Origin of the sequence: Paraburkholderia sp. BL23I1N1 (assembly GCF_003610295.1) — a bacterium.
GTDB lineage: Bacteria > Pseudomonadota > Gammaproteobacteria > Burkholderiales > Burkholderiaceae > Paraburkholderia.
This window is the reverse complement of record NZ_RAPV01000003.1, coordinates 403,169-426,840: the sequence shown is the minus strand read 5'-3', so window position 1 is coordinate 426,840 and position 23,672 is coordinate 403,169. Positions and strand designations below refer to the sequence as shown.

At 63.1% G+C, this 23,672-nt stretch carries 19 protein-coding genes and 2 pseudogenes; 9 read left to right on the top strand and 12 right to left on the bottom strand.

Annotated elements, in window-relative coordinates; translation table 11 throughout:
• From B0G76_RS43415 to B0G76_RS41135, 3 genes and pseudogenes are all read left to right on the top strand, one after another.
• Nucleotides 1-314, top strand: a 314-nt coding sequence (locus B0G76_RS43415) for a hypothetical protein (protein ID WP_220700826.1), incomplete at its 5' end; no start/stop codon positions are given.
• Between the two features lie 458 nt (nt 315-772).
• Nucleotides 773-973 (top strand): annotated as a pseudogene (locus tag B0G76_RS45065) (Fic family protein); the annotation flags it as partial.
• A 139-nt stretch (nt 974-1,112) separates the two neighbouring features.
• Nucleotides 1,113-1,475, top strand: a complete 363-nt coding sequence (locus B0G76_RS41135; protein WP_120298414.1) for a hypothetical protein — start codon at nt 1,113-1,115, stop codon at nt 1,473-1,475.
• 16 nt (nt 1,476-1,491) lie between these two features.
• Here the strand turns inward: B0G76_RS41135 and B0G76_RS41130 are convergent, their stop codons facing one another.
• From B0G76_RS41130 to cobU, 4 genes and pseudogenes are all read right to left on the bottom strand, one after another.
• Nucleotides 1,492-2,424 (bottom strand): cobalamin-binding protein, encoded by a 933-nt coding sequence (locus tag B0G76_RS41130; RefSeq protein ID WP_120298413.1) that lies wholly within the window; start codon nt 2,422-2,424, stop codon nt 1,492-1,494.
• Nucleotides 2,421-3,458: a threonine-phosphate decarboxylase CobD gene (gene cobD, locus B0G76_RS41125; protein WP_120298412.1), complete on the bottom strand. Its 1,038-nt coding sequence runs from the start codon at nt 3,456-3,458 to the stop codon at nt 2,421-2,423. Before cobD ends, B0G76_RS41130 begins: the two co-directional genes overlap by 4 nt.
• Nucleotides 3,451-4,387, bottom strand: a pseudogene (gene cbiB / locus B0G76_RS41120) (adenosylcobinamide-phosphate synthase CbiB). Before cbiB ends, cobD begins: the two are co-directional and overlap by 8 nt.
• Nucleotides 4,387-4,941 carry a bifunctional adenosylcobinamide kinase/adenosylcobinamide-phosphate guanylyltransferase gene (gene cobU / locus B0G76_RS41115; RefSeq protein WP_120298411.1) on the bottom strand — a complete coding sequence of 185 codons (555 nt, stop codon included), beginning with the start codon at nt 4,939-4,941 and terminating at the stop codon, nt 4,387-4,389. The pseudogene cbiB and the gene cobU overlap by 1 nt, the downstream one beginning before the upstream one ends.
• A 154-nt stretch (nt 4,942-5,095) precedes the next feature.
• Between cobU and B0G76_RS41110 the strand changes: the two genes are divergently transcribed.
• Together B0G76_RS41110 and B0G76_RS41105 are read left to right on the top strand one after the other, a co-directional pair.
• Nucleotides 5,096-6,556, top strand: coding sequence for a cobyric acid synthase (locus tag B0G76_RS41110; protein WP_120298455.1), 1,461 nt, complete (start codon nt 5,096-5,098; stop codon nt 6,554-6,556).
• Nucleotides 6,557-6,696: 140 nt separating this feature from the next.
• Nucleotides 6,697-7,113: a DoxX family protein gene (locus B0G76_RS41105; protein ID WP_120298410.1), complete on the top strand. Its 417-nt coding sequence runs from the start codon at nt 6,697-6,699 to the stop codon at nt 7,111-7,113.
• Nucleotides 7,114-7,164: 51 nt separating this feature from the next.
• Here B0G76_RS41105 and B0G76_RS41100 read toward each other — a convergent pair whose 3' ends face one another.
• Complete coding sequence (locus B0G76_RS41100; RefSeq protein ID WP_120298409.1) at nt 7,165-8,139, bottom strand: GSU2403 family nucleotidyltransferase fold protein; 975 nt, start codon at nt 8,137-8,139, stop codon at nt 7,165-7,167.
• 153 nt (nt 8,140-8,292) lie between these two features.
• Nucleotides 8,293-8,712, bottom strand: a complete 420-nt coding sequence (locus B0G76_RS41095) for a PaaI family thioesterase (RefSeq protein WP_120298408.1) — start codon at nt 8,710-8,712, stop codon at nt 8,293-8,295.
• A gap of 210 nt (nt 8,713-8,922) precedes the next feature.
• Here B0G76_RS41095 and B0G76_RS41090 point away from each other — a divergent pair, with 210 nt between their 5' ends.
• A complete protein-coding gene (locus tag B0G76_RS41090) occupies nt 8,923-9,561 on the top strand; it encodes a ParA family protein (RefSeq protein ID WP_120298407.1) in 639 nt (212 codons plus the stop codon).
• Nucleotides 9,562-9,642: 81 nt separating this feature from the next.
• Here B0G76_RS41090 and panD read toward each other — a convergent pair whose 3' ends face one another.
• From panD to B0G76_RS41070, 4 genes are all read right to left on the bottom strand, one after another.
• A complete protein-coding gene (gene panD, locus B0G76_RS41085) occupies nt 9,643-10,029 on the bottom strand; it encodes an aspartate 1-decarboxylase (protein WP_120298406.1) in 387 nt (128 codons plus the stop codon).
• Between the two features lie 50 nt (nt 10,030-10,079).
• Nucleotides 10,080-10,913 carry a pantoate--beta-alanine ligase gene (gene panC / locus B0G76_RS41080; protein WP_120298405.1) on the bottom strand — a complete coding sequence of 278 codons (834 nt, stop codon included), beginning with the start codon at nt 10,911-10,913 and terminating at the stop codon, nt 10,080-10,082.
• A 187-nt stretch (nt 10,914-11,100) separates the two neighbouring features.
• Entirely contained in the window at nt 11,101-11,973 is an 873-nt protein-coding gene (locus tag B0G76_RS41075) for a ScpA family protein (protein ID WP_120298404.1), read from the bottom strand.
• A gap of 4 nt (nt 11,974-11,977) precedes the next feature.
• The gene (locus B0G76_RS41070; protein ID WP_120298403.1) at nt 11,978-12,163 is read right to left on the bottom strand and encodes a DUF3460 family protein; all 186 of its coding nucleotides are present in this window, start codon (nt 12,161-12,163) and stop codon (nt 11,978-11,980) included.
• A 403-nt stretch (nt 12,164-12,566) separates the two neighbouring features.
• Here B0G76_RS41070 and B0G76_RS41065 point away from each other — a divergent pair, with 403 nt between their 5' ends.
• Both B0G76_RS41065 and B0G76_RS41060 read left to right on the top strand, forming a co-directional pair.
• Nucleotides 12,567-14,405, top strand: a complete 1,839-nt coding sequence (locus tag B0G76_RS41065; RefSeq protein ID WP_120298402.1) for an autotransporter assembly complex family protein — start codon at nt 12,567-12,569, stop codon at nt 14,403-14,405.
• A 39-nt stretch (nt 14,406-14,444) separates the two neighbouring features.
• Entirely contained in the window at nt 14,445-18,800 is a 4,356-nt protein-coding gene (locus B0G76_RS41060) for a translocation/assembly module TamB domain-containing protein (protein WP_120298401.1), read from the top strand.
• A 119-nt stretch (nt 18,801-18,919) separates the two neighbouring features.
• Here B0G76_RS41060 and metG read toward each other — a convergent pair whose 3' ends face one another.
• Together metG and B0G76_RS41050 are read right to left on the bottom strand one after the other, a co-directional pair.
• Complete coding sequence (gene metG / locus B0G76_RS41055; RefSeq protein ID WP_120298400.1) at nt 18,920-21,055, bottom strand: methionine--tRNA ligase; 2,136 nt, start codon at nt 21,053-21,055, stop codon at nt 18,920-18,922.
• A 441-nt stretch (nt 21,056-21,496) separates the two neighbouring features.
• Nucleotides 21,497-22,150: an OmpA family protein gene (locus B0G76_RS41050; protein WP_120298399.1), complete on the bottom strand. Its 654-nt coding sequence runs from the start codon at nt 22,148-22,150 to the stop codon at nt 21,497-21,499.
• A 328-nt stretch (nt 22,151-22,478) separates the two neighbouring features.
• Here B0G76_RS41050 and apbC point away from each other — a divergent pair, with 328 nt between their 5' ends.
• The gene (gene apbC, locus B0G76_RS41045) at nt 22,479-23,567 is read left to right on the top strand and encodes an iron-sulfur cluster carrier protein ApbC (protein WP_120298398.1); all 1,089 of its coding nucleotides are present in this window, start codon (nt 22,479-22,481) and stop codon (nt 23,565-23,567) included.
• The last annotated feature ends 105 nt before the right edge of the window (nt 23,568-23,672 follow it).

Sequence of the window (23,672 nt, the reverse complement as noted above, 5' to 3'; positions counted from 1 at the left end):
ATTTATCGCGACACATGGACCTTGGGGTGGCGCGCATGAACAGCAATGGCATCAAGCAAGAATTGGATCTGATCGAGCAGCTTATTGCTGCAAGCGCCGAGGGGCGGAGCATACGCGCGCTGGCATCGGCATTGCCACGCGTTGCCATCCCATGCAGCGCCGTACGCTGCAACGTCGCCTCGACGTATTGCTCGAAGCGGGCGGATCATCTCGGAAGGCGCGGGTCGCGCAGTGGCCTACAAGCAGGTTGCCGCTTCCAGCGCGGCTGTTTTACCCGCACAGGCCTCATCGTTGGTGCAAGCACCTCGGGTTGAGGCCTACGTACCCGATATCGAGTGCGGTCTCCGAGGGTGCGTACGGAAGTGAAACAGGCCCGCTGCACGAGCGCCGGCCGGTCGGCTATAACCGCGCGCTTTCTCGAAACGCTATTGCCGTCCGAATCCAGGACATGTAATTTATTCGCAAGCGCCAGTCGTGTGGCGGTCTGCAATGAGATGGGGGGCGCACGTCGGCGGATATACGGCCGCCGGTACCTACGCGCGCGACATCATGAGCCGGCTTCTGATCGATTTGTCGTGGGCGTCGTCGCGGCTCGAGGGCAATACGTACACGCGGCTCGATACAAGTACGGCTGATCGAGCAAAGGGCACATTGCGAAGGCAAGGACGCCCAGGAAACGCAGATTGATCCTGAATCACAAGGCCGCGATCGAAATGATCGTCGAGAGCGCGGGACGAAGTGGGCTTCAACCGGTTCACCGTACTGAACCTTCATGACGATTCTTTCCGACAACCTGATGTCCGACCCGTTCTCCAGCGGCCGTTTGCGCTCGCGCGAAGTGGAGATCAGCGGCACGGTATTTTTTCCGCTCGCCGTGCCGCAGCAGATCGCGGAGTGCTTCGAGGCGGTGCTGAACAAGGCCGCCCAGATCGACGATCCCTTCGAGCAGGCCTTCTTCGGCATGGTGCACCTGCCGTATTTGCAGCCGTTCGAAGACGTCAACAAGCGGGTCTCGCGTTTGACCGCGAATATCCCGCTGATCCGGCAGAATCTGTGTCCGCTGTCGTTCATCGACGTTCCCCGAAAAAGCCTATGTAGACGGCACGCTCGGCGTGTACGAAACCAATCGCGTCGAGTTGTTGCGCGATGTTTTTATCTGGGCGTACGAGCGCTCGTGTCAGCGTTATCTGGCGATTCGGCAATCGATCGGCGAGCCGGACGCGTTCCGTCTCAAGTATCGCAACGCGTTGATACAGGTGGTGCAGGAAGTGATTCGCGCCGGCCTTGTCGGCACGCGCGGCGAGGTCGAAACGTTTGCGCAGGATCGGGTGGACGCGGCCGATGTATCTTCGTTTGTCGATGCGATCCAGTCCGATCTCGATCAACTGTATCTGGGCAATGTCGCGCGCTATCGGTTGCGGCTTTCCGAATTCGAGCACTGGCCGTTCAAGCGGGCAGATGCCGTCTCACGCTAACGCGGCACTTCCCGCTTCACAACCTTCGCAGCGGCGTCACTGCGCGCCGCTTTTTCCTTCGCGAGCGCGCGAGATCCAGGTCTTCGCACATCTGCTTCGCCCCTTGCGCAATACGCGGCGCCGGCCGGTTGATCAGATCGCCGTCGATCGCAAATAGATTGTTGTTCGCCACCGCCTTCAGGCTCGGCCACGCACGCCATGTATCGAGTTGCGGCAGGGGCGTATCCGGATGCGTCGCGCCAGGTGCGGCGGTGAAGATCGCTTCCGGATTCGCGGCGAGCACCGCTTCGGTGGAGACGGTCGGCACCAGCGGTTCGAGTTTCGCAAACACATTGCGTCCGCCGCATAACGCAATTACGTCGCTGACCATATGGTCGCCGTTGAGCGTCATCAACGGTTGATCCCACACCTGATAGAACACACTGACAGTCGGCCGGCTCGTGTATTGCGCGCGCAATCGTGCGATGTCCTGACGGTATGCCACCGCCGCTGCGTCGGCGCTCGGCGAAGTGCCGAGCAATTGCCCGAGCTTCGTCAGCGACACGGCAATGTCGTCGAGATGATGCGGCTCGCTGAAGAATAACGGCACATGCATTTCGCGCAGGCGATCGAGTTGCCGCTGCGCATTGCCATGCCGCCAGACGACGATCAGATCGGGCTTCAATGCGACGATCCGTTCGAGGTCGAGCGCCTTGTTGTCGCCAACGCGCGGCAGTTCCTTCGCTTCTGGCGGATAGTCGCTGTAGGACACGGCGCCGACCAGTTTCGCGCCACCGCCCGCGGCATACAGCAGTTCGGTGGCATGCGGCGCAAGACTGATGACGCGCTGTGCGGGCGCGGGCAGAGTGACGGTTGCGCCGGTGTCGTCGGTGACGGTAATGGAGGCGTGCGCGTGCAGTACGCTCGCGCACAATGCCGCGACGATGGTGAAGCGCGAGAGTCGAATCATCGAACAGCCTCGCGCAAACTCTCTTCGAAGCGCGTCCATTCGGCGTCGCTCGCAGGCAGCCCGAAGCGCACGCTGCCCGATGCCGCGAACAGCCGCGTCCACACGCCGCGTTGCGCTAACGCTTCATGCAGCGCGGCGGCGCGCGCGTCGTCGGTCCACGCAAAGAGCGGCGTGCTGTGTGTGGCGAGACCGTGTGCCTGCAACAGACTCACCAGACGGGCGCTTTCGGCATCGAGCCGCGTACGCATCTGCTGTTGCCACGCTTCGTCTGCGAATGCGGCGTTGACCGCATGTCGGGCCGGGCCGCTGACAGTCCACGCCCCGAGCTTGCGACGCAATGCTTCGAGCAAAACCGGCGCAGCGAGTACGAAACCTGCGCGCACACCGGCGAGCCCAAAGAATTTTCCCGGCGAACGCAACACGATCAGCCCATCGAGATGGGTGCTTGCCGCGAGCGAGGCCGAAGGCATCGCATCGGCGAAAGCCTCGTCGATCAACAGCGTGCCACCGCGCGCGACGAGTTGCGCATGCCAGTGCAGCAGTTTGTCGGTGCTCAGATACTCCGCAGTCGGATTGTTAGGATTCACGACGACCACATGAATGAGCGCGTCGGGCAAGGTGTCCCACGACGTATCCAGTGGCGCGACTTCATGTCCTGTCCGCTCGAACGCAGGCGCATATTCGCTATACGTGAGCGGCGCGATGCCGACCTGGGCACGGGGCAGCAGCGAGGGTAGCGCGCGAATCGCTGCCTGGCTTCCTGCTACGGGCAGCACATACGCAGCGCCGGGCGCGCCATAGTAACGCGCGGCACAGGCGGCAAAACCGTCACCCTCGTCGGGCAGGCGGCGCCAGGCATCGGTGGGAACCGGCGGCACCGGATAGCCGTGTGGATTGATACCCGTCGAAAGATCGAGCCATTGCGCGTACGGAATGCCGTAACGTTCTGCCGCTTCGTGCAGATTGCCGCCGTGGACCACGTCGTGGAGCGTGATGCCGGTATCAGCGTGGCGACCCGCCATTCGATCAACCATGAAACGGCACACTCAGCAAGGCCAGCACAATCAGTACCGCCAGCCAGAGGATGACCGTCCGTTCAACCAGCATCAACGCCGCCGTGACATGGGTGGCCTTCGCCGGGTGGCCGAAACCGAGCGTCGGCCTGTGTTCCAGCGCGCCGTGATACATCGCGGGGCCGCCGATCAGCACGTTCAGACTGCCCGCGCCCGACGCCATGACCGGCCCGGCGTTCGGACTGTCCCAACGCGGCGCCTGTTCGCGCCAGCAACGCAGCGCCGTGCGTGTGTCGCCGAGCACGGCATAGCTTGCCGCGGTGAGGCGCGCGGGAATCCAGTTGAGCACATCGTCAAGGCGAGCGGCGGCCCAGCCGAAGCGCAAATAGCGTGGCGTGCGGTAGCCCCACATGGCATCGAGCGTGTTGGCCAGACGGAACCCTAGCGCGCCTGGACCGCCCGCGATGGCGAACCAGAATAGCGCGCCGAAGATCGCGTCGTTGCCGTTTTCAAGCGCCGATTCGACGGCTGCGCGCGACAGCGCCGCTTCGTCGGCATGAGCGGTTTCGCGCGACACGATGCGCGAGGTCAGCAGACGCGCCTGCGCCAGATCGCGTCGCGCCAACGCCTGCGCGATCGGCTCGATGTGATCGTGCAGACTGCGCGCGCCGAGCGCGAACCACAGCAACACGACATGCACCGCACAGGCCGCAAAAAAACGGCAGCACCGAGACGAGCCACCAGGCGATCAGCACCGGCGGCATGACCGCCAGCGACCACGCGAGCAGCCCCTTGAGCCGCAAGCGCCGGCCGGTGTTGTAGCGCGCTTCGAGGCGCAGCGCCCATTTGCCGAAGCCGGCCAGCGGATGCGCGGTGCGCGGCTCACCGAGCCAACGGTCGATGGCGACGCCCGCCGTTGCCAGCGTAACGATCAGCGGAAGCGACAGCATTACGCGCTACCCGCTGTTTTCAAGGCGAGCGGCAAGCCCGCGACCATCATTGTGACCTGGGTGCTCAACGCGGCGACGCGCTGATTGAGCCGTCCGAGTTCGTCGACATAGAGGCGCGTTGCCGCGCCGAGCGGCACCACGCCGAGGCCGATTTCATTGCTGACCACGATGATCTTCCCTTTGGCGTTGATGAGCGCCGCTTCCAGCGCGGTAAAGTGCGCCTGATATTGATCGAGCGGCAAGCCGTTTCCGTCGGGCGGGCACAGCAGGTTGGCAAGCCACAGCGTCAGACAGTCGATCAGAATGCAGTGACCCGGCGCATCGATTTGCGTCACGGCGCCGGCGAGATCGACACCCGCTTCATACAACTGCCAATGCGCCGGACGCCGCTCGCGATGATGCGCGATGCGCGCGCTGAATTCGGCGTCGTCCGACGCGCGCGCGGTGGCGACGTACGTGACGGGGAGGCCGCTATGGTTCGCCAGTTGTTCGGCGTGCACGCTCTTGCCCGAACGGGCGCCGCCGAGAACGAAGGTGAGGTCGCGAGGAATCATCGCGTGATTGTACCGGCGTGCAGCGCGTGCCGGCACGATGGGATAATGCCGCGTTCATTGCCCGCGTTTATGACAAATTCACCGCCGAACCCGACCTTCCGTGACCACCACTTCGAACCCGCATGACACCGTACCCGTGCCGCGTGGCACGCTGATGATTCAGGGCACCACGTCCGACGCGGGCAAGAGCACGCTCGTCGCGGGGTTGTGCCGGCTGGCGCGCCGCGCCGGCGTGCGGGTCGCGCCGTTCAAACCGCAGAACATGGCGCTCAACAGCGCGGTGACGGTCGACGGCGGCGAGATCGGTCGCGCGCAGGCGTTGCAGGCCGTGGCCGCGGGCATCGCCGCGCACACGGATCTGAACCCCGTGCTGCTCAAGCCGACGAGCGACCGCGGCGCGCAGGTGATCATTCATGGCAAGGCGCGCATGAATCTCGATGCACGCGCGTATCACGAGTACAAGCCGGTCGCCTTCGAGGCGGTGCTGGAATCGTATGCGCGTCTGCAATCCAAGTACGACACGATTTTTGTCGAAGGCGCGGGCAGTCCCGCCGAGATCAATCTGCGCGACCGCGATATCGCCAATATGGGTTTTGCCGAAGCGGTCGACTGTCCGGTCGTGCTGGTGGCCGACATCGACCGCGGCGGGGTGTTCGCGCATCTGACCGGTACGCTCGCGTGCCTGTCGGAAAGCGAGCAGGCGCGTGTGCGCGGCTTCATCATCAACCGTTTTCGCGGCGACGTCAGTTTGCTCAAGCCCGGGCTCGATTGGCTCGAAGCGAAGACCGGCAAGCCGGTGCTCGGCGTGGTGCCTTACCTGCACGGTCTGACGCTCGACGCCGAAGATATGCTGCCACCCGAACTGCGCGCTGCGCATAGTGGTGATACCCGCCGGACCTTGCGGGTGGTCGTGCCGGTGCTGCCGCACATCAGCAATCACACCGATTTCGACGCGCTGCGCGCGCATCCGCAGGTCGATTTTCATTACGTGCGAAGCGGCACGCCGCCTCCGCCTGCCGATCTGATCATCCTGCCAGGCTCGAAGAATGTGCCGGGCGATCTGGCCTTTTTGCGTGCCCAAGGCTGGGACGCGGTGCTGCGACGGCATCTCCGCTACGGCGGCCGCGTCATCGGGATTTGCGGCGGCATGCAGATGCTCGGGCGCGAAGTGGCCGATCCGCACGGCGTGGAGGGCGCGCCTGGAACGAGCGCAGGCCTCGGCTGGCTCGATTACTCGACGGTGCTGACGCGAGAAAAAACGCTCAAGAACGTGACAGGGCGTCTCGCATTGCCAGGCTCGCCCGAGGTCACCGGTTACGAGATTCATATGGGCGAGACGCAAGGTCCGGCGCTGAACTCGCCGGCGCTGCAATTGGGCGGCGTGCAAGACGCTCACCCCGACGGCGCGATGTCGGCCGATGGCCAGATCCTCGCCACTTACGTGCACGGCCTGTTCGACACGCCGGCCGCGTGCGCGGCATTGCTCGCGTGGGCGGGCCTAAGCGACGCTGAGAAAATCGACTACCCGGCGTTGCGTGAGGCTTCACTGGATCGTCTGGCCGACACGCTTGCCGAACATCTCGATCTTGCGAAGCTTTTTGCTGCGATCGGGTGATGAAGAGCAACAGATGGCGGCGATTAAATCCCATCAGGAAATAATCAAAGCTCAAGAAGCGGTTTTTCACCTCATCTGGTTCGAATACAGTTTTGACGTCGACGCCCGACGCGGGCCGTCTATCTACTAAAGGACTCGTCATGAACTCAAACCGCTCCGCCGATCTGGCCGCCTTGATCCTTCGTCTGGCCTTGGGCGTTCTGTATCTCGCGCACAGCTTGCAGAAGATTTTTGTATTTACGCTGCCGGGAACGGCGCAGTTTTTCGTTTCGCTCGGCCTGCCGGGCTGGCTCGGTTACGTGACGGCGTTCGTCGAACTGTTCGGCGGGATCGCGCTGGTGCTCGGCGTGCAGGTCCGCTGGGTCGCGTTGGTGCTGCTGCCGTTCATGCTCGGCGCCACGTCGCAGCATCTGCATAACGGCTGGGGCTTCGCGTCGCCGAATGGCGGTTGGGAATATCCGGCCTTCTGGGCGGTGACGTTGGTGGTGCAATCGCTGCTCGGCGGTGGCGCGTTGGCGCTGAGCGGTGCGAAGGCGCCGCGTGCAGTGGCGGCTTGATATATACGAGTGGTCGGGGTGGGCGGTTGCTGGGCACGGCTCGAACTAATGTTATTGCGAGTCTTTTTCGGGGCTCGCGTTTCTATCCCATTGGGGAAGATATTCCCGAACCATCTCCTCAACCACCTCCGCCTGTGAGGCATCCCGCCGGCGCTTCAGGGTGTCGCGGTCTTTTGGACCACCCATCCAGCGCTTGAACCGGACAAAGGCCATCGGCTCGAGCGTTTCCATTCGGGCCATGTTGCCGTTGGTCGCCACAATCACAGCAGAAAAAGCCGCACAATCGAGCAACTCTTGCGCACGTGGTGCCTGGGTCACCCAGAAGTCGTTTTCGTCATCACTGAGTTGCACCGGATGTGGGTCATCGGCCGTCGACTCTCGCCGGAGGATGTCCACTTCGAAGCCATCCTTGTTGACTGCCGTGTATTTTTGCGAGTCCCGTACCCTGAAGGTGGGGTCCACCTTGCGCAGGACCCCGAGCATTGAGCTATCGAGCTTCTTCAATGCTGTGGCGAACTGGACACGCTTGCGGACATCCCACAGCAGGTCAATATCCTGGGTCGCAATAGTCGCGTTATCGACACGTACACCCGCCGCTGATTCATACGCGTAAAGAGCGTGGGTGCCAACTACCCGAAAATGGTCGTGCAACCCCGAAGTAACGAGCCGGTTGAGCAGGTCGACAATCAACGGGTTCACTCGCCCCACGCGCAGAGCCCTATTCATCCGGCTCTGCTTTTCCACAGCTTTGCGTAAGCCGGACACCCGCGTCTGCGCCTCACGCTTGCGCGCCTGGAACGTGTTGTAAATCCGGTCGGTATCCTCGGACCGGGGGCCAAGGCTTTTCTCGCCGCCAGACGGCGTGGTACGCACGAGATAGCAGCCATCGGGCGCGGAGTTGTGCCCTTTGTGCCAGTACATTCCTCCCCGCACATGCGACCGCTCCAGTTCTGCTTCCTCCAGGGCGGTAAAGGCGGACGAGGCATCAATGTACTGCCTCATTACGTCATCTGCGAGCTCAAGCATGTGCTGTTCGGTATAAATCAACGTTTTTAAATTATATACCGAAAATATATATAATTCATTGACTTAGGTGTTAAATTTGCCTTGTGGCGAGCCATCTCTTATCTCTTGGCATGTAAGGCCTTTCGGGCCCCTCGCCGCGGCCCCTCGCATCATTCAATACAACACGATCTGCGTGCAGCGAAACAGCGCCATCGCCTTCCCGTTCGAATCGGTAACGGTAGCGTCCCACACCTGCGTGCTGCGGCCCAGATGCACGGCCTTGGCGACCGCGCGAATCGTGCCTTCCGTCGCCGTGCCGAGAAAATTGCTTTTCAGCTCCACGGTCGTGAAATTGCGCGCCGTCTCGGGCAAATGCGCGAGGCACGCATAGCCGCAAGCGGTATCGGCGAGACCGATTACGGTGGCGGCGTGCAAAAAGCCGTTCGGCGCCAGCAACTCCTCGCGCACGGTCAATTCCGCGGTCAGGGCGCCTTCCTCCAGCGCCAGAACATGCACGCCCAGCAAGCCGGGAAGCTTGCCCTGCTGACGTTCGTGCAGGCGCTCGATGGTGTATTCCGGGCGGAGTTTGCTCATGAGATTGGGGTCCTCGGTGGAAAAATCAGGGGGGTAGGGCAGTCAATAGCCGTTTGGGGGCTTCGGCCACGGCGTATTTGTCGATATTATCAACGGCTGGATCGACGGGTGAACCTGAAACCGGCAGGGATCAGGACACGTCGGCGCAAGACAGAGCAAACTGCGCGGTAAACCGGCTGGCGGCGCCCAGCCTTCTTTCCGGGAGAATTCATGACGGTGATCGTGGTGGCGAATCCGAAGGGCGGCGTGGGCAAAAGCACGCTGTCCACCAATCTGGCCGGCTATTTCGCGTCGCAAGGGGAATGGATCGCGCTGGCGGACATGGACAAACAGCAGTCCTCGCACGCGTGGCTATCGCTGCGGCCGCCTGCGTTGCCGCCCATCGAGACCTGGGAGGTGGACCTCGAAAACCCCGCCAAACCGCCCAGAGGTCTGGAACACGCGGTTGTCGACACACCGGCCGGGTTGCATGGCAACCGCCTGAATATCGCGCTGGATCTGGCCGACAAGGTGATCGTGCCGCTGCAGCCGTCAATGTTCGATATTCTCGCCACCCAGGATTTTCTCGAGCGGCTGGCCAAGGAGAAGGCGGTCAGGAAGGGCGCGATCGAGATCGGTGTGGTGGGCATGCGCGTCGACGCGCGCACGCGCTCGGCGGAGCAGCTGCATCGATTTGTCGAGGGGTTGAAGCTACCGGTGCTGGGTTACCTGCGCGACACGCAAAATTACGTGCAACTGGCGGCGCACGGCCTGACCTTGTGGGACGTCGCGAAAAGCCGCGTGGATAAGGATCTGGAGCAGTGGCAGCCGATCATCCAATGGACCAACGGCGCGAGCAAGAAAGCTTGAACTGAATCAGCAGGCGGCGTGGCCGCCCGCTGCATGGAACCGTCCGGCGAAAGCCCGGCTCAGGTCTAGCTCAGGTCTAGCTTAGGTCCAATTCTGGGTCGGCACGTGATCGCGGCTGCCTTTGATCTTGTTGTTGTCGTCGACGAACACCAGATCAGGTTTCCAGCCTGCCTTCAGTTCCGCTTCGTCGACCACAGCGAACGCGGCGATGATCACCAGATCGCCCAGCTGCGCGCGCCGCGCGGCCGAACCGTTCAGCGAAATCATGCCGCTGCCCCGTTCGCCCTTGATCGCGTACGTCGAGAAACGCTCGCCGTTGTTGATGTTCCAGATGTCGATCCGCTCGTTTTCGACGATGTTCGCGGCTTCGAGCAAGTTCTCGTCGATCGCGCACGAGCCTTCGTAGTGCAGTTCGCAGTGCGTGACCGCGACACGGTGGATTTTCGACTTCAGCATGTTGCGTTGCATGACCAATCCCTTGTGGCTTCTGATGCGCGTTTGCGCAGACTCAGACGGTTTCAGATTTCGAGGTTGTCGATGAGACGGGTGGTGCCGAGCTTGGCGGCTGCCAGCACAACCAACTCCGCGTTCGTGTCTTGTGCGCCCGGCGCCAGCAGATTCGAGCGCTTGCGCACCGCGATGTAATCAGGCTGCCAGCCGCGCGCGGCCAGTGCCGACATCGCCGCCCGTTCGAGTTTTGCGAAGTCGCGATCGCCGGCGAGCACCGCATCGCGCACGCGATTGAGTTCGGCGGCCAGCATCGGCGCTTCGGCACGTTCGGCCGTTTGCAGAAAGCGGTTGCGCGAACTGAGCGCGAGGCCGTCGGTATCACGTACGGTTTCCGCGGCGATGATGTCGGTCGGCACCGCGAACTGATGACACATGCTGCGCACGATCATCAGTTGCTGGTAATCCTTCTTGCCGAACACCGCGACGCGCGGCTGCACGCACGACATCAGCTTCATCACCACCGTACACACACCCTGGAAGAAGCCAGGCCGGAACTCGCCTTCGAGAATGTCGCCCAGATCGTGCGGCGGATGCACGCGGTACTCCTGCGGCTCCGGATACAGATCCTTTTCCGTGGGCGCGAACAGCACGTAGACGCCTTCTTTCTGCAGTTTCTCGATGTCGGCTTCCATCGTGCGCGGATATTTGTCGAAATCTTCGTTCGGGCCGAACTGCAAGCGATTGACGAAGATGCTCGCCACCACCGGATCGCCGTGCTGACGCGCGAGGCGCATCAGCGAGAGATGGCCCTCGTGCAGATTACCCATGGTCGGCACAAAGGCGGTGCGATTCTGGCCGCGCAACTGGTCGCGCAATTCATGGATCGAGCTGATGACTTTCATGATCGGACTGGGATTTCCTTGCGCGGCGCGAGACCCGGTCGGCGCAAAAAATCAGGGTTTGCGCGACCCGCGGCCTCACTGGTAATGACAGGTTTGGAGCGCGGGATTGTAGTGGATTTGTTCAGGGGCCGCACCGAAACGAGGCGTTTGCGGCAGCGATTGCGCACGCAAGCCCCGTTTCGCGGCTTCAGGCCGGCAGATAGGCGAGGCGCACATAGATCGGTGCGAACGGCTCGGCCTGAGTGATTTCAATGAGCGATTCACGGCACAACTCGAGCATGGCGATGAAATTCACCACGACCACCGGCACGCCTTTGCTCGTGTCGAACAGGTCGGAGAACTCCATGAAGCGCAAGTTCTGCAGTCGCCGCAGGATCGTGCTCATATGCTCGCGCACCGACAATTCCTCGCGCGAAATCTTGTGATGCTGAACGAGCTTGGCGCGCTTGATCACGTCGGCCCACGCGGCGCGCAAGTCTTCGCTATCCACATCGGGAAAGCGCGGCGTGATGCTTTGCTCGATATACACCTCGGCGCGCAGGAAATCGCGGCCAAGCTGCGGCAGATGATCGATGCGCTGTGCGGCGAGCTTCATCTGCTCGTATTCGAGCAGGCGACGGACCAGTTCCGCGCGCGGGTCTTCGGCTTCCTCGCCGCTGTCGGCCTTCTTCACCGGCAACAGCATGCGCGACTTGATCTCGATCAGCATCGCGGCCATCAGCAGATACTCGGACGCGAGTTCGAGATTGGTCTGACGCAACTGGTCGACGTAACCGAGGTATTGCACCGTGACATCCGCCATCGGGATGTCGAGCACGTTGAAGTTCTGCTTGCGGATCAGGTACAGCAACAGATCCAGCGGGCCTTCGAACGTTTCGAGGAACACCTCGAGCGCATCCGGCGGAATGTACAGATCGGTCGGCAGCTTGAAGAGCGGCTCGCCGTACAGGCGTGCGAAAGCGATGCCGTCGACCGTGTCCGGCGTCGAATCGGTGGCGGGCGCGGCAAGCGCGGCGTCGGGCGCCGGCGTGGCGCCTTTTGCCTCGTCGGCGTGACTCACGCGCTTAGAAGTTCTGATAGTACGAGTAAGGCGTCTGCTCTACGCGCGAGGCTTTCTCCTCGGCGCGTTCTTCGAGGTCGATCGGCTGTTTATCCCACAGCAGCGACCGGCCACGGCGCTGCTCAGCTTCCAGATTCGGTTTCTGTTGCTTGAGCTGGTTCAGGAACTGGGTGATGTCCGATTGATACATGGCTAGACGTCCGTGGTGTGGGGAATCGCGGTTGCCCGGCGGAAATTCGCGCGGCATCGCTGCTATTTCATAATTTTACCGCATGCGCCGCGCGTGGTCGAAAAACGGTGGGCGGGGCATGCGGCCGGCCTGAAAAAATACCCGGAACCCGTGCTGTTGCGATGCGTCAAAGGCGGGCGCGTCATCGGCAAGCGGTGTGTGAGTCTGAATTGTGCTTCCGAACGGACATGATTACGTATGCCGCATGGGGCGCGGCTCAGCAGCCGAAGCTCTCGCCGTGCCTGGCGCCGGAATTGCCCCTTTTAGAGATGGCGCGGCTTTGCCGATGTGGTCAAATAGCGAGCTTCGGCCGCCGCGGCGGGCCCGAGCGACAGAATTCATCAACCACGGCCGGAGGTCCTGTTTGGCGGGGTGTGCGATCGAAGCGCCGCGTGTGCGGCGCGGCAAAACCGGTGACGAGCCCGGGCATCTGATGCCCATTCGGCGCTGGCTGCGCGCGTGGCTCGCGTTCGGCATCGTCATGCTCATGCTTGCCACGGTCGACGCACACGCGGCGCGGCGCGCGTCCGCCAGCTATAAGGTCGATATCGAAGCCACGCCGCGCTCGCTGCGCAAGCTGCTCGAAGCGCACCTGGACGTGGCGCGTTTCGCCAAACGTCCTGATATCAGCGACGACCAGTTCGAATTTCTGATTACCGCCACGCCTCAGCAGGTACGCGATCTGGCCGCCACGCAGGGCTATTTCACGCCGGTCGTGCGGACCGACGTGCGAACTGTCGACGATAAAAAGCACGTGACAGTGAGCGTCGACCCCGGCCCGCAAACCCTCATCAAGTCGATTTCGCTGACGTTTCAGGGTCCGGTGCTGACCGAAGACCCCGCGCAGGAAAACGCCGCGCGCTTCGCGTTTTCACTGCATGAAGGCGATCCGTTTTCGCAAAGCGACTGGGACGACGCAAAAAACGCGGCGCTCAAGGCGTTGCAGGCGCGCCGTTACCTGGGCGCGAAGATCTACCACTCCGAGGCACGGATCGACCCGCGCACGCACGACGCGAAATTGTCGGTGACGTATGACAGCGGCCCGACCTTCACCATGGGCAAGCTCGACGTATCGGGCACGCGGCGCTATCCGGAACAGATCGTCGACAACGTCAATCCGATTTCAATCGGCGATATCTACGACGTGCAGCGCGTCGCCGAATTGCAGCGGCAGTTGCAGAACACGCCGTACTACGCGAGCGTGGCAATCGACGTGGATAGCGACCCGGACAAGCCGGTCGATACGCCGGTGCACGTGAAGGTGTCGGAATATCCGTACAACAGTATTCGCGGCGGGGTGGGTTATTCAACCGACAACGGCCCGCTGATCCAGGGTTCGTACTCCTATCTCGACACCTTCGGCAAAGCATGGCCCTTCACGGTAGACGGCCGGATCGACCAGGTCCAGAAGTACGGGCAAATTCAGCTCGCGATGCCGCCTGGGCCGCGCGCGTGGACCAATAGCGTGCTGGCTTCCTACACGACGACCGACGTGTCCGACACGCGCATTTACAGTGCCCGCGGTGGCCTGCAGCGGGCCCGTACGTCGCAATTCATCGACTACAACTACGCGATTCTTTACTACCAGGACCGGCTCAACCAGAACGCGGGCGCGCCGACCACCAGCCGCGCCTTGGTGCCGTCATGGTCGTGGACCCGTCGCAATACCGACGATCCGTTGTTCCCGCGTTCGGGCAACCTGATCCACGTTGAAGCGGGCTTCGCGGTCAAAGGTGCGCTGACCGACCAGACCTTCGCGCGTGGCTACGCCCGTGGCCAGCAGTACCTGCCGATCGGCAGGGAGGACCTTGTGCTGTTCCGCGCCGAACTCGGCGGCGTGTTTACGAGCGGCAGTTCGAGCGGGATTCCGGCTTCGCTGCTGTTCCGCGCCGGCGGTTCGAATTCGGTGCGCGGTTATAGCTATCAGAGCATCGGTAACAACGTCGACGGTTCGGTGCTGCCCACCAAGTATCTCGTGACGGCGTCGGCCGAATATCAGCACTGGTTCAATCATGACTGGGGCGCAGCCGCGTTCTTCGACGTCGGCACCGCAACCGATACCTGGGGCGAGAAAGTCTTTTATCCTGGTGTCGGTGTCGGGGCGCGCTGGCGCAGTCCGGTCGGCCCGGTCAATGTCGATGTCGCCTACGGGATCCGCAACAGGAGCGTGCGGCCGTACCTGACCCTCGGCATCGCCTTCTGATGAAAACCTGCTTTTACATGAACCTCGCATGAACCACGCATGACCACGGACGTTTCCGCTCAGCCACCCGCTCAGCCACCCGCGCAGCCGCCCGGCGCGAATCCGCCCGGACAGCAGCCTTCGCCCGACGGGCCGCCGCCTAAGCGCCGTCGCGGCCGCTTGCTGCTGAAAACGCTTGCGTGGATGGTCGCCGTGCTCGTGCTGCTGATCGCCGTGGCAATCGGCTTGCTGTACGGCGCGCTGACCACCGAGCGTGGCACGTCTTACGCGTGGCAGGCGGCGGTCAAACTGCTCGGCGGCAAGCTGACGGGCACGCTCGAGAGCGGCACCATCGCCAGCGGTGTGCAACTCCGGCAGGTGCGCTGGCGCAGTCTCGACGGCAGCGGCACCGATATCCAGATCGACCGCGCGGCCGGCCGCTGGGGACTGACGCACAAGCCTTGGCGCTTCGCGATCGACTATCTGCATATTGGTACGATCGACGCCCGTGTCGGCTCGTCGTCGAGCAGTAGCGGACCGGTGACGCTGCCGCAAGACCTGCGCTTGCCGATGCAACTCGAAGTGCGCGACCTGCAGGTCGACAAGCTGCTGCTGCATGAGGGTGGCTCGACGACCGAGCTGTCCCGTTTCATGTTCCATGGCCGCAGCGACGGCCGGCATCACGAGGCGGCGATCGAGCGGCTCGATACGCCGTTCGGCGCGGTGACGGCGGCGGCAAAGCTCGACGGAATGCGGCCGTTTCCGCTGACCGGCGATCTCGGCTATTCCGGCAAGGTCAACAACGAGGCCGTGCAGGTGGGCGGTCATCTGAGCGGCTCGCTGGAGAATCTGATCGCCGAACTCGATGCCAGTGGCATGAAGCTCGCGGGCCATGCCCGGGTCGAGGCCACGCCGTTTAGCGACGTACCGTTGCAACGCGCCACGCTGACTTTCGACCACATCAATCCGCAGGCGTTTGCGCCCGGCGCGCCGCTGGCGGATCTGGCGGTGCGCGCTGAGTTGCAACCGGTGGGACAGGATGCGGCGAGCGCCGCGACGTTGGGCGCGGCGAGCGGGGCGAGCGCTTCCGGCGCAGCGAGCATGGGGAAATCCACGGCCGCTTCCGGCGCAGCAAGCATGGCGAAACCCACAGCCGCTTCCGGTTCAGCGAGTACGGCGAAACCCGCCGTCACATCTGGCGCAGCGGGTTTCGCTGTTGCCGGCCATGTCTCGATTGTCAACGCTAAACCAGGTGCGATCGACCAGAACTTGTTGCCTTTGATCGACGCACAAACCGACGTGCACCTCGACGCTCACGCGCAGCGCATCTCGAACCTGAACGTGCGGCTTGTGAAGAGCGCCACGCTCACCGGCGGCGGTGTGCTGACCGGCAAGCACGGCCAGTTCGATCTGCAAGTCGCCGGGCTCGACCTGAACGCGCTCGAAGCGACCGTGCGGCCGACCCAGCTTTCCGGTCCGATTGGTGTCCGTCTGAACGACGACGTGCAAGCCCTGACCCTCGACCTCGCCGACCCGAAAGCAGGATTGCGCGCGCAAGGCAAGGTGACGTTCGATCCCGCGCGCATGAGTTTCAACGACGTGCGTGTCACGTCGGGCAAAGGCCGCATCGATCTGTCCGGAGCACTCAAGCACGACGCGAATTCCACCTACAACCTGAAAGCGCAACTGACCGATTTCGATCCGCTGACGCTCACTTCGCAGATGCCGTCGCGGGCACCGGTCGCGGGCCAGGCGCCGGCCTCGGCCAACACGAAAGCCAAGGCGGGCGAGGCAGAAGCGGGCAGCACGGCCGGCGCGAAAAGCGCGGCCCCCGCCGACAAAACCGCCGCCGCGGTAAAGAACACCGCCAAGGCCGCGGTGCGGAGCGAAGTTGTTCAACGCAAGGCGCCACCACCCAACCGCGGCGCGGTGCCGGCCCGCAAGATCGAGGCACGCGTGAACGGCACGCTCACGGCGGCCGGCATGCTCGGCCCGGTCTTCACCACCAAGGCCGAATTCAAACTCGGCCCGAGCGTCTACGACGGCCTGCCGTTGACGGGCGGCGGCGTGGTCCAGTTGGCTGGCTCGCGGATTCTGCCGAGCCACGCGAATCTCTCGGTGGCGGGCAATCAGGTGGACTTGCAAGGCAGCTTCGGCGCGCGCGGCGACCGGCTGCGTTTCCGTGTCGATGCGCCGGAACTCGAGCGCCTCGGTTTCGGCCTCGCCGGCCTCATCGCGGCGGATGGCGACGTCACCGGCTCGTTCGCGCATCCGAATGTCGTGCTGAACTACAAGGCAGACAGTGTGGTGTTCAGCAGCAACCGCATCGGTCATGCGGAAGGTCACGCCGAACTGCGTGACGGCGCGAACGGTGCGCTCGTTTTCACGACCGACGCGCGCAACCTCAGCGCCGGCGGCGTCGATCTGACCACACTCACGGCACGCCTGTCCGGCACGCGTGCAAACCACACGCTTGAGGCAGCCGCCACCGGCAAGCTGCAGGACCGTCCGCTCGATCTGACGCTCGCGGCCAACGGCAAGCTGACCGAAGCACGCGACGGAACGCGTTGGGACGGCACCGTGACCCGCCTGCAGAACCGCGGCACGCCGGCATTGAATCTCGAATCGCCGCTCGCCGTGAGCGCCGGACCGAGCCACCTGACGCTCGGCGCGACACGTCTCACGCTCGAAGGCGCGGTGCTGAGCCTGAAATCGTTCGCCTTCGACCACGGCAAGATCCAGTCCGCGGGCAGCTTGACCGGCATTTCGCTAGCGCGTCTCCAGGACCTGCGGCGCCAGATCACCGGCGAGCCGCCGGCCGTCAAAACCGATCTGGTGTTCGACGGCGACTGGGACTTTGCGCTCGGCAGCACCGCGAGCGGTCACGTCCAGTTGAAGCGTCGCGGCGGCGACGTGACGGTCGAAATCGGCCGTGGCCTGGCGTCGCTGGGTATCACGGATATGAGCGCGCGCGCCGAGTTCAGCGGCGGGAACCAGTTAAACGCGACCGTCCATGCGCAGGCCAGCCGGATCGGCGTGATCGACGCCGACGCGCGCACCACCCTCGTGACGCGCGACGGCTTCCTGACCGTCAACGAAGAGGGCGCGCTTAGCGGCAATGTGAATGCGAACGTGCCGTCGCTGAAAACGACCGGCGGTCTGTTCGGGCCGAGCTATCTCCTCGACGGCCACCTCGCGCTGAAACTTGCCCTCGGTGGCACGGTCGCCAAGCCGAACCTGACGGGGTCGCTGCTCGGCGACGGTTTGTCGGCGACGATGGTTGACCAGGGCGTGCAGTTGAAGGACGGCGTGATCCGCATCGCGCTCTCGCAAAATCTGGTGGACTTCCAGCAGGTCGAGTTTCACGGTGCGAGCGGCACGCTGCGCGCCACCGGCCGGGTGCGTCTGGACGGCGCGGAGCCGGATCTGTCCGCGAGCATCGTCGCGGATAAGCTGGAGTTGTTCGCCGCGCCGGACCGCAATCTGTCGCTGTCGGGCAGCGCGAGCGTGGCGAATGCCGGGGCCGAGGGCGGCATGGCGATCAACGGCAAATTCGTGGTCGATCACGCGCTATTCGACATGCCCGAGCAATCCGCGCCGAAGCTTGGCGACGACGTGGTGGTGGTGCGTCCGGACGGCACCGTGGCCGGCGAGAAGCCGCCACCGGTGGCGGGCACCAACAAGCCGATCGGTCCGTTCGCACCGCGCGCCAATATCGACCTCAGTCTCGGCAACAGTTTCCGTTTCCGCGGGATGGGCGCCGATCTCGGCCTGAGCGGCACGATCACTGCGATGAGCGCGCCGAACCTGCCGCTGCGCGCGGTCGGCAATGTCCGCGTGACGCAGGGCTCCACCTACACCGCGTTCGGCCGCAAGCTCAACATCGAGAACGGCTTCTTTACGTTCAACGGTCCGGTCGCCAATCCGGGCATCAACATCCTGGCCATGCGCCGCAATCAGCAGATCGAGGCGGGCGTGCAGGTTACGGGCACCGTTCAGTTCCCGGTCGCGAAGCTGGTGTCCGAGCCGAACGTGGCGGACAACGAAAAGCTCTCGTGGCTGCTGTTCGGACACGGCACGGATCAGGGCAATAATCTCGGTCAGCAAAGCACCATGACGACCGCACTTGCCTTGCTCGGCAGCGCGAGCGGCAAGCGGATCGCGCAGACCTTCGGGCTCGACGAATTTTCGATCGGGCGAAGCGAAGTCGGGCTGACCGATCCGCAGGTGGTGATGGTGTCGAAGGCAATCAACGAGTGGCTCGTGGTTGGCTACGAGCAGGGTCTGCAGTCGGCGAGCAATGCCATCAAGGCGACGGTGAACCTGACGCGCTATTGGTCGGTCGCGGCATATGGCGGCACGTTCGACGGCATGGAACTGCTCTACACACGGCGCTTCGACCGGATCCGGTGGTGATGGCGTTGATGGCAGTGACAGCGGTGGCAGTGGTCTGAGTCGCGCCACGGCATAAAAAAACGGCACGCCTTTTAAAGCGTACCGTTTTTGTTGATGCCTGCAGCGTTCGACGCCGCGCTTTATTTCACGCGCATGCCCGGTTTCGCGCCGCTATCCGGCTCGAGCACGTAGAGGCCTGGTTCGGCTTTCTCGTCAGTTGCCGAGGCCGCCAGCACCATGCCTTCGGACAGGCCGAACTTCATCTTGCGCGGCGCGAGGTTCGCGACCATCACCGTCAGCTTGCCGATCAGTTGCTCCGGCTCATAAGCCGACTTGATGCCCGAGAACACGTTGCGTGTCTTTTCTTCGCCCACGTCGAGCGTGAGTTGCAGCAGCTTGTCCGAGCCTTCCACCGCCTTGCAGTCGACGATCTTCGCAATGCGAAGATCGATCTTGGCGAAGTCGTCGATCGAGATGACGCCGGGCGTTTCGTCCTTGTCGGCGGCGGCTGCTTTCGCTGCCTTCGACTTGGCCTTCGCATCCGCCGGCGCCGCGGCTTCAGGCGTAGCTTGCAGCGAATCGCGATTCGCGGCGATGAGTGCCTCGATCTGCTTCGGATCGACGCGCGTCATCAGATGCTTGTACGCGTTGATCGGACGCGTGGAGGAGAGCGGCGCATTCGCGTCGGCCCACACCAGCGGCTCGATGCCGAGGAAGGCTTCGACCGCTTCCGCCAGCTTCGGCAACACCGGTTTGAGCGCCAGCGACAGCAGGCGGAATGCCTCGATGCTCACGCTGCAGGTTTCGTGCAACGCGACCGCATTGACCGGGTCTTTCGCCTGATCCCACGGCTTGGCGGTGTCGACGTACGCATTGACCGCGTCGGCCAGTTCCATGGTCTGGCGCAGTGCGCGGTTGTACTCGCGCGCCTCGTAATTCGAGGCGATTTGCGGTACGGCGGCGCGCAGCGTGGCGAGCAACGAATGCTGCATGGCGCTGTCCTGCACGCGGCCTTCGAAACGCTTGATCAGGAAGCCGGCCGCTCGGCTCGCGATGTTCACGTACTTGCCGACCAGATCGCTGTTCACGCGCGCCTGGAAGTCGTCGAGGTTCAGGTCGAGGTCTTCCATCGTGCTGTTCAGCTTGGCCGCGAAGTAGTAGCGCAGCCATTCCGGATTCAGACCCGTGTCGATCACGCTTTCTGCGGTGATGAACGTGCCGCGCGACTTCGACATCTTCGCGCCGTCCACCGTCAGGAAGCCGTGCGCGAACACGTTGGTCGGCGTGCGGTGGCCCGAGAATTCGAGCATGGCCGGCCAGAACAGCGTGTGGAAATACAGAATGTCTTTGCCGATGAAGTGGTACTGCTCGGCGGTCGAGCCGCGGCGAATCCACGCGTCGAAGTCGAGGCCGCGTTTTTCGGCAAGGTTTTTGAAGCTCGCGTAATAGCCGACCGGCGCGTCCAGCCACACGTAGAAATATTTGCCCGGCGCGCCCGGAATTTCGAAGCCGAAATACGGCGCGTCGCGCGAAATATCCCAGTCGGCGAGTTTGGCTTCGCCGGCGTCGCCCAGCCATTCGCGCATCTTGTTGGTGGCTTCCGGCTGCGCGAGACCGCTGACCCATTCGCGCAGGAAATTTTCGCAGCGCGGATCGGACAGACGGAAGAAGTAGTGCGTCGAGGTCTTACGAATCGGCGTGGCGCCCGAGACGACCGAGTATGGATTGACCAGGTCGGTCGGCAGATAGGTCGAACCGCATACTTCGCAACTGTCGCCGTATTGATCTTTCGCGCCGCACTTCGGGCATTCGCCCTTGATGAAGCGGTCCGGCAGGAACATTTCCTTGACCGGGTCGTATGCCTGTTCGATGTCGCGCGCTTCGATCAGACCGTCTTCCTTGAGCGCCAGATAGACGGATTCGCTCAACACGCGATTCTCTTCGGAATCGGTCGAGTAGTAATTGTCGAACGAAATCCCGAAGCTGTCGAAATCGCGCTTGTGTTCCTGCCAGACGCGGTCGATCAGCTGCTTCGGCGTCAGACCTTCTTTTTCCGCGCGCAGCATGACCGGCGTGCCGTGCGTGTCGTCGGCGCCCACGTAGTAGACCTCGTGCCCGTGCATTCGCAACGTCCGGACCCAGATGTCCGTCTGGATATATTCGACCAGATGGCCGATATGAATTTGCCCGTTCGCATACGGAAGGGCCGACGTGACGAGAATCTGGCGACGGCCTGACGGCGCGCCTGCGGAGAGATCGGTTGCGGGTGCTGACATAAGGATGATGGGAGCCTGCGGTGGGACGAAACGTTGATTCTAGCAGGGCAGGCGCCCAGCGCGGGCTGGGCGGCCTCGGCCACGATTGGGCCGGTGTCGGGGCAAGACGGTGCGTCCCTCAATCCTCAAGGGGACTTCGTTCTGAAGGGGGACTTCTTGCGGGGCGAAAACCGAGCGCCCAAAAAAAACCGGGGCTATTAACCCCGGAGCAACAACGACAAGAGGAGAATGGTGACGCGGCGGCTTCGCCAGCCACGTACCGTAAAGACAGACCGTGGATTTTCGGCAGAGTTCGAAATTTTTTTCGCTCTCGCGCGAGATTTTTTCCTCGGCGCTTGACGGCTTGCCGGACGCCGGTGGCAAAAAGTGACAAAAGGCGTCAGGAGCCGGCGGCAAGCGCCGACCGGCATCCAGTGACTACTTCCTCTTCAGGCTGTGCCCTTATTGCGTGGTGTGCTGAGCCGTGGCGCGCAGATAGATTTCCACGCGACGGTTTGCTGCACGGCCGGCTTCGGTGTTGTTGTCAGCAACCGGCTGGTTCTGGCCCATGCCTTGTGCCGACAGGCGTTGCGGCGCGACGCCGCGTTGCCCCAGGTAGCCCGTCACGCTTTGCGCGCGGTTAACCGACAGCGTCTGGTTGTAAGCCGGCTGCCCCGTGCTATCCGTGTAGCCGATCACTTGAGCGATCAGTTCCGGATTCTGCTGCATGGTCTGCGTCAGTTGATCCAGCACCGGTGCGAACGACGGCTTGACCGCGTAGCTGTTGGTGTCGAACGTGACCGAGCTCGGGATGTTCAGCTTGAGCGAGCCGTCCGGCTGCTCGGTGATTTGGGTGCCGGTGCCCTTGGTGGCGCCCGACAGCTTGTTGTGAATGGCTTGCCAGTTGTAGCCGGTGATGCCGCCGACCGCTGCGCCGGCGCCCGCGCCGATCGCCGCGCCCTTGCCGCCGCCGAAGATCGCGCCGATCGCCGCGCCGGTGGCGGCGCCCACGCCCGTGCCAACTGCCGTGTCAGTGCCCTGTTGGCTTGCGCAGCCGGCCAGCAACGAGCCGGCAACGGCGAAAACGGCAAGGCGAGTCATGATTTTTGCATTCATTTTTTGATTCCTCTTGAGTGAAGCGGTGGAAGCGATAAATCTATCTGCCGGACGTGACGGCAGTAAAGCGCGCAAGTCGATAATACGAGAATCCCGCGTCTTTCCGGGTCCCGGTCCGACAGTGGAGAAGGGTCTTCCGGCAAGGCTTGGCGCCAGCCACTACAATGATGACTGAAGTACGCAGCGATGCGACCCCATGGCGTTCCGCCTGCCCGAAGGGTGCACGGGGCGCCTGGTTTTAGCAATGGTGCCTAACAATTTTTTTCAATTCCGGCGCGTGCCCGAAACTTGGATTCCACCGCGCCGCAAGTGTTCCCACGGAGTGTCAATGAGTATCGATCGGGCTTTGGTCGACGCTGCCCTCGCGGCCGTCACTGACCCCAACACAGGCAAGTCCTACGCGGCTGCCAGGAACATCAGGAACGTGGCCGTGGAGGGTGACACGGTTAGCCTCGAAGTGGTACTCGGCTATCCGGCCAAACGGCAATTTGAAGCGGTCCGCACGCAATTCGCCGACGCGCTGAAGGCCGTTCCCGGCGTGGCGAACGCACGCGTCGAGGTGTCTCAGAACATCGCTGCGCACACCGTGCAGCGCGGCGTCAAACTGTTGCCGAACGTTAAGAACATCGTCGCCGTGGCGTCGGGCAAGGGCGGGGTCGGCAAGAGCACGACCGCCGTGAACCTCGCATTGGCACTGGCGAGCGAAGGCGCGTCGGTCGGCATTCTGGATGCGGATATCTACGGCCCCTCGCTGCCGATGATGCTTGGGATCACCGGCCGTCCCGAATCGCCCGACGAAAAGTCGATGAACCCGATGACCGGCCATGGCTTGCAGGCCAATTCGATCGGCTTTCTGATCGAGCAGGACAACCCGATGGTGTGGCGCGGCCCGATGGCCACCTCGGCGCTCGAACAGCTGCTGCGGCAGACCAACTGGCAAGATCTCGACTACCTGATCGTCGACATGCCACCGGGCACCGGCGACATTCAATTGACCTTGTCGCAACGCGTGCCGGTGACGGGCGCCGTGATCGTCACGACGCCGCAGGACATTGCGCTGCTCGACGCGAAGAAGGGCCTCAAGATGTTCGAGAAGGTCGGCATTCCGATCCTCGGGATCGTCGAGAACATGGGCATGCATATCTGTTCGAATTGCGGTCACGAAGAGCATATCTTCGGCGCGGGCGGCGGGGAGCGGATGGGCAAGGAATACGGCGTCGACGTGCTCGGCAGCCTGCCGCTCGATATCGCCATCCGTGAGCAGGCCGACTCGGGCAAACCCACCGTCGTGGCGGATCCGCAAGGGCGTATCGCGGAGATCTACCGCTCGATCGCGCGCAAGGTGGCGATCCATATCGCCGAGCGGGCTCGCGACATGACCTCGAAGTTTCCCAGCATCGTTGTGCAGAACACCTGAGTAGCCATTCGGATGAGGGGCCAAAGCGGGGCCAAGGCGTCAATATGCGCCTGGTCTCGCGGTATCATGTCGACTTCACAAGTTCGGCTCGGCGGCCGCAGGGGC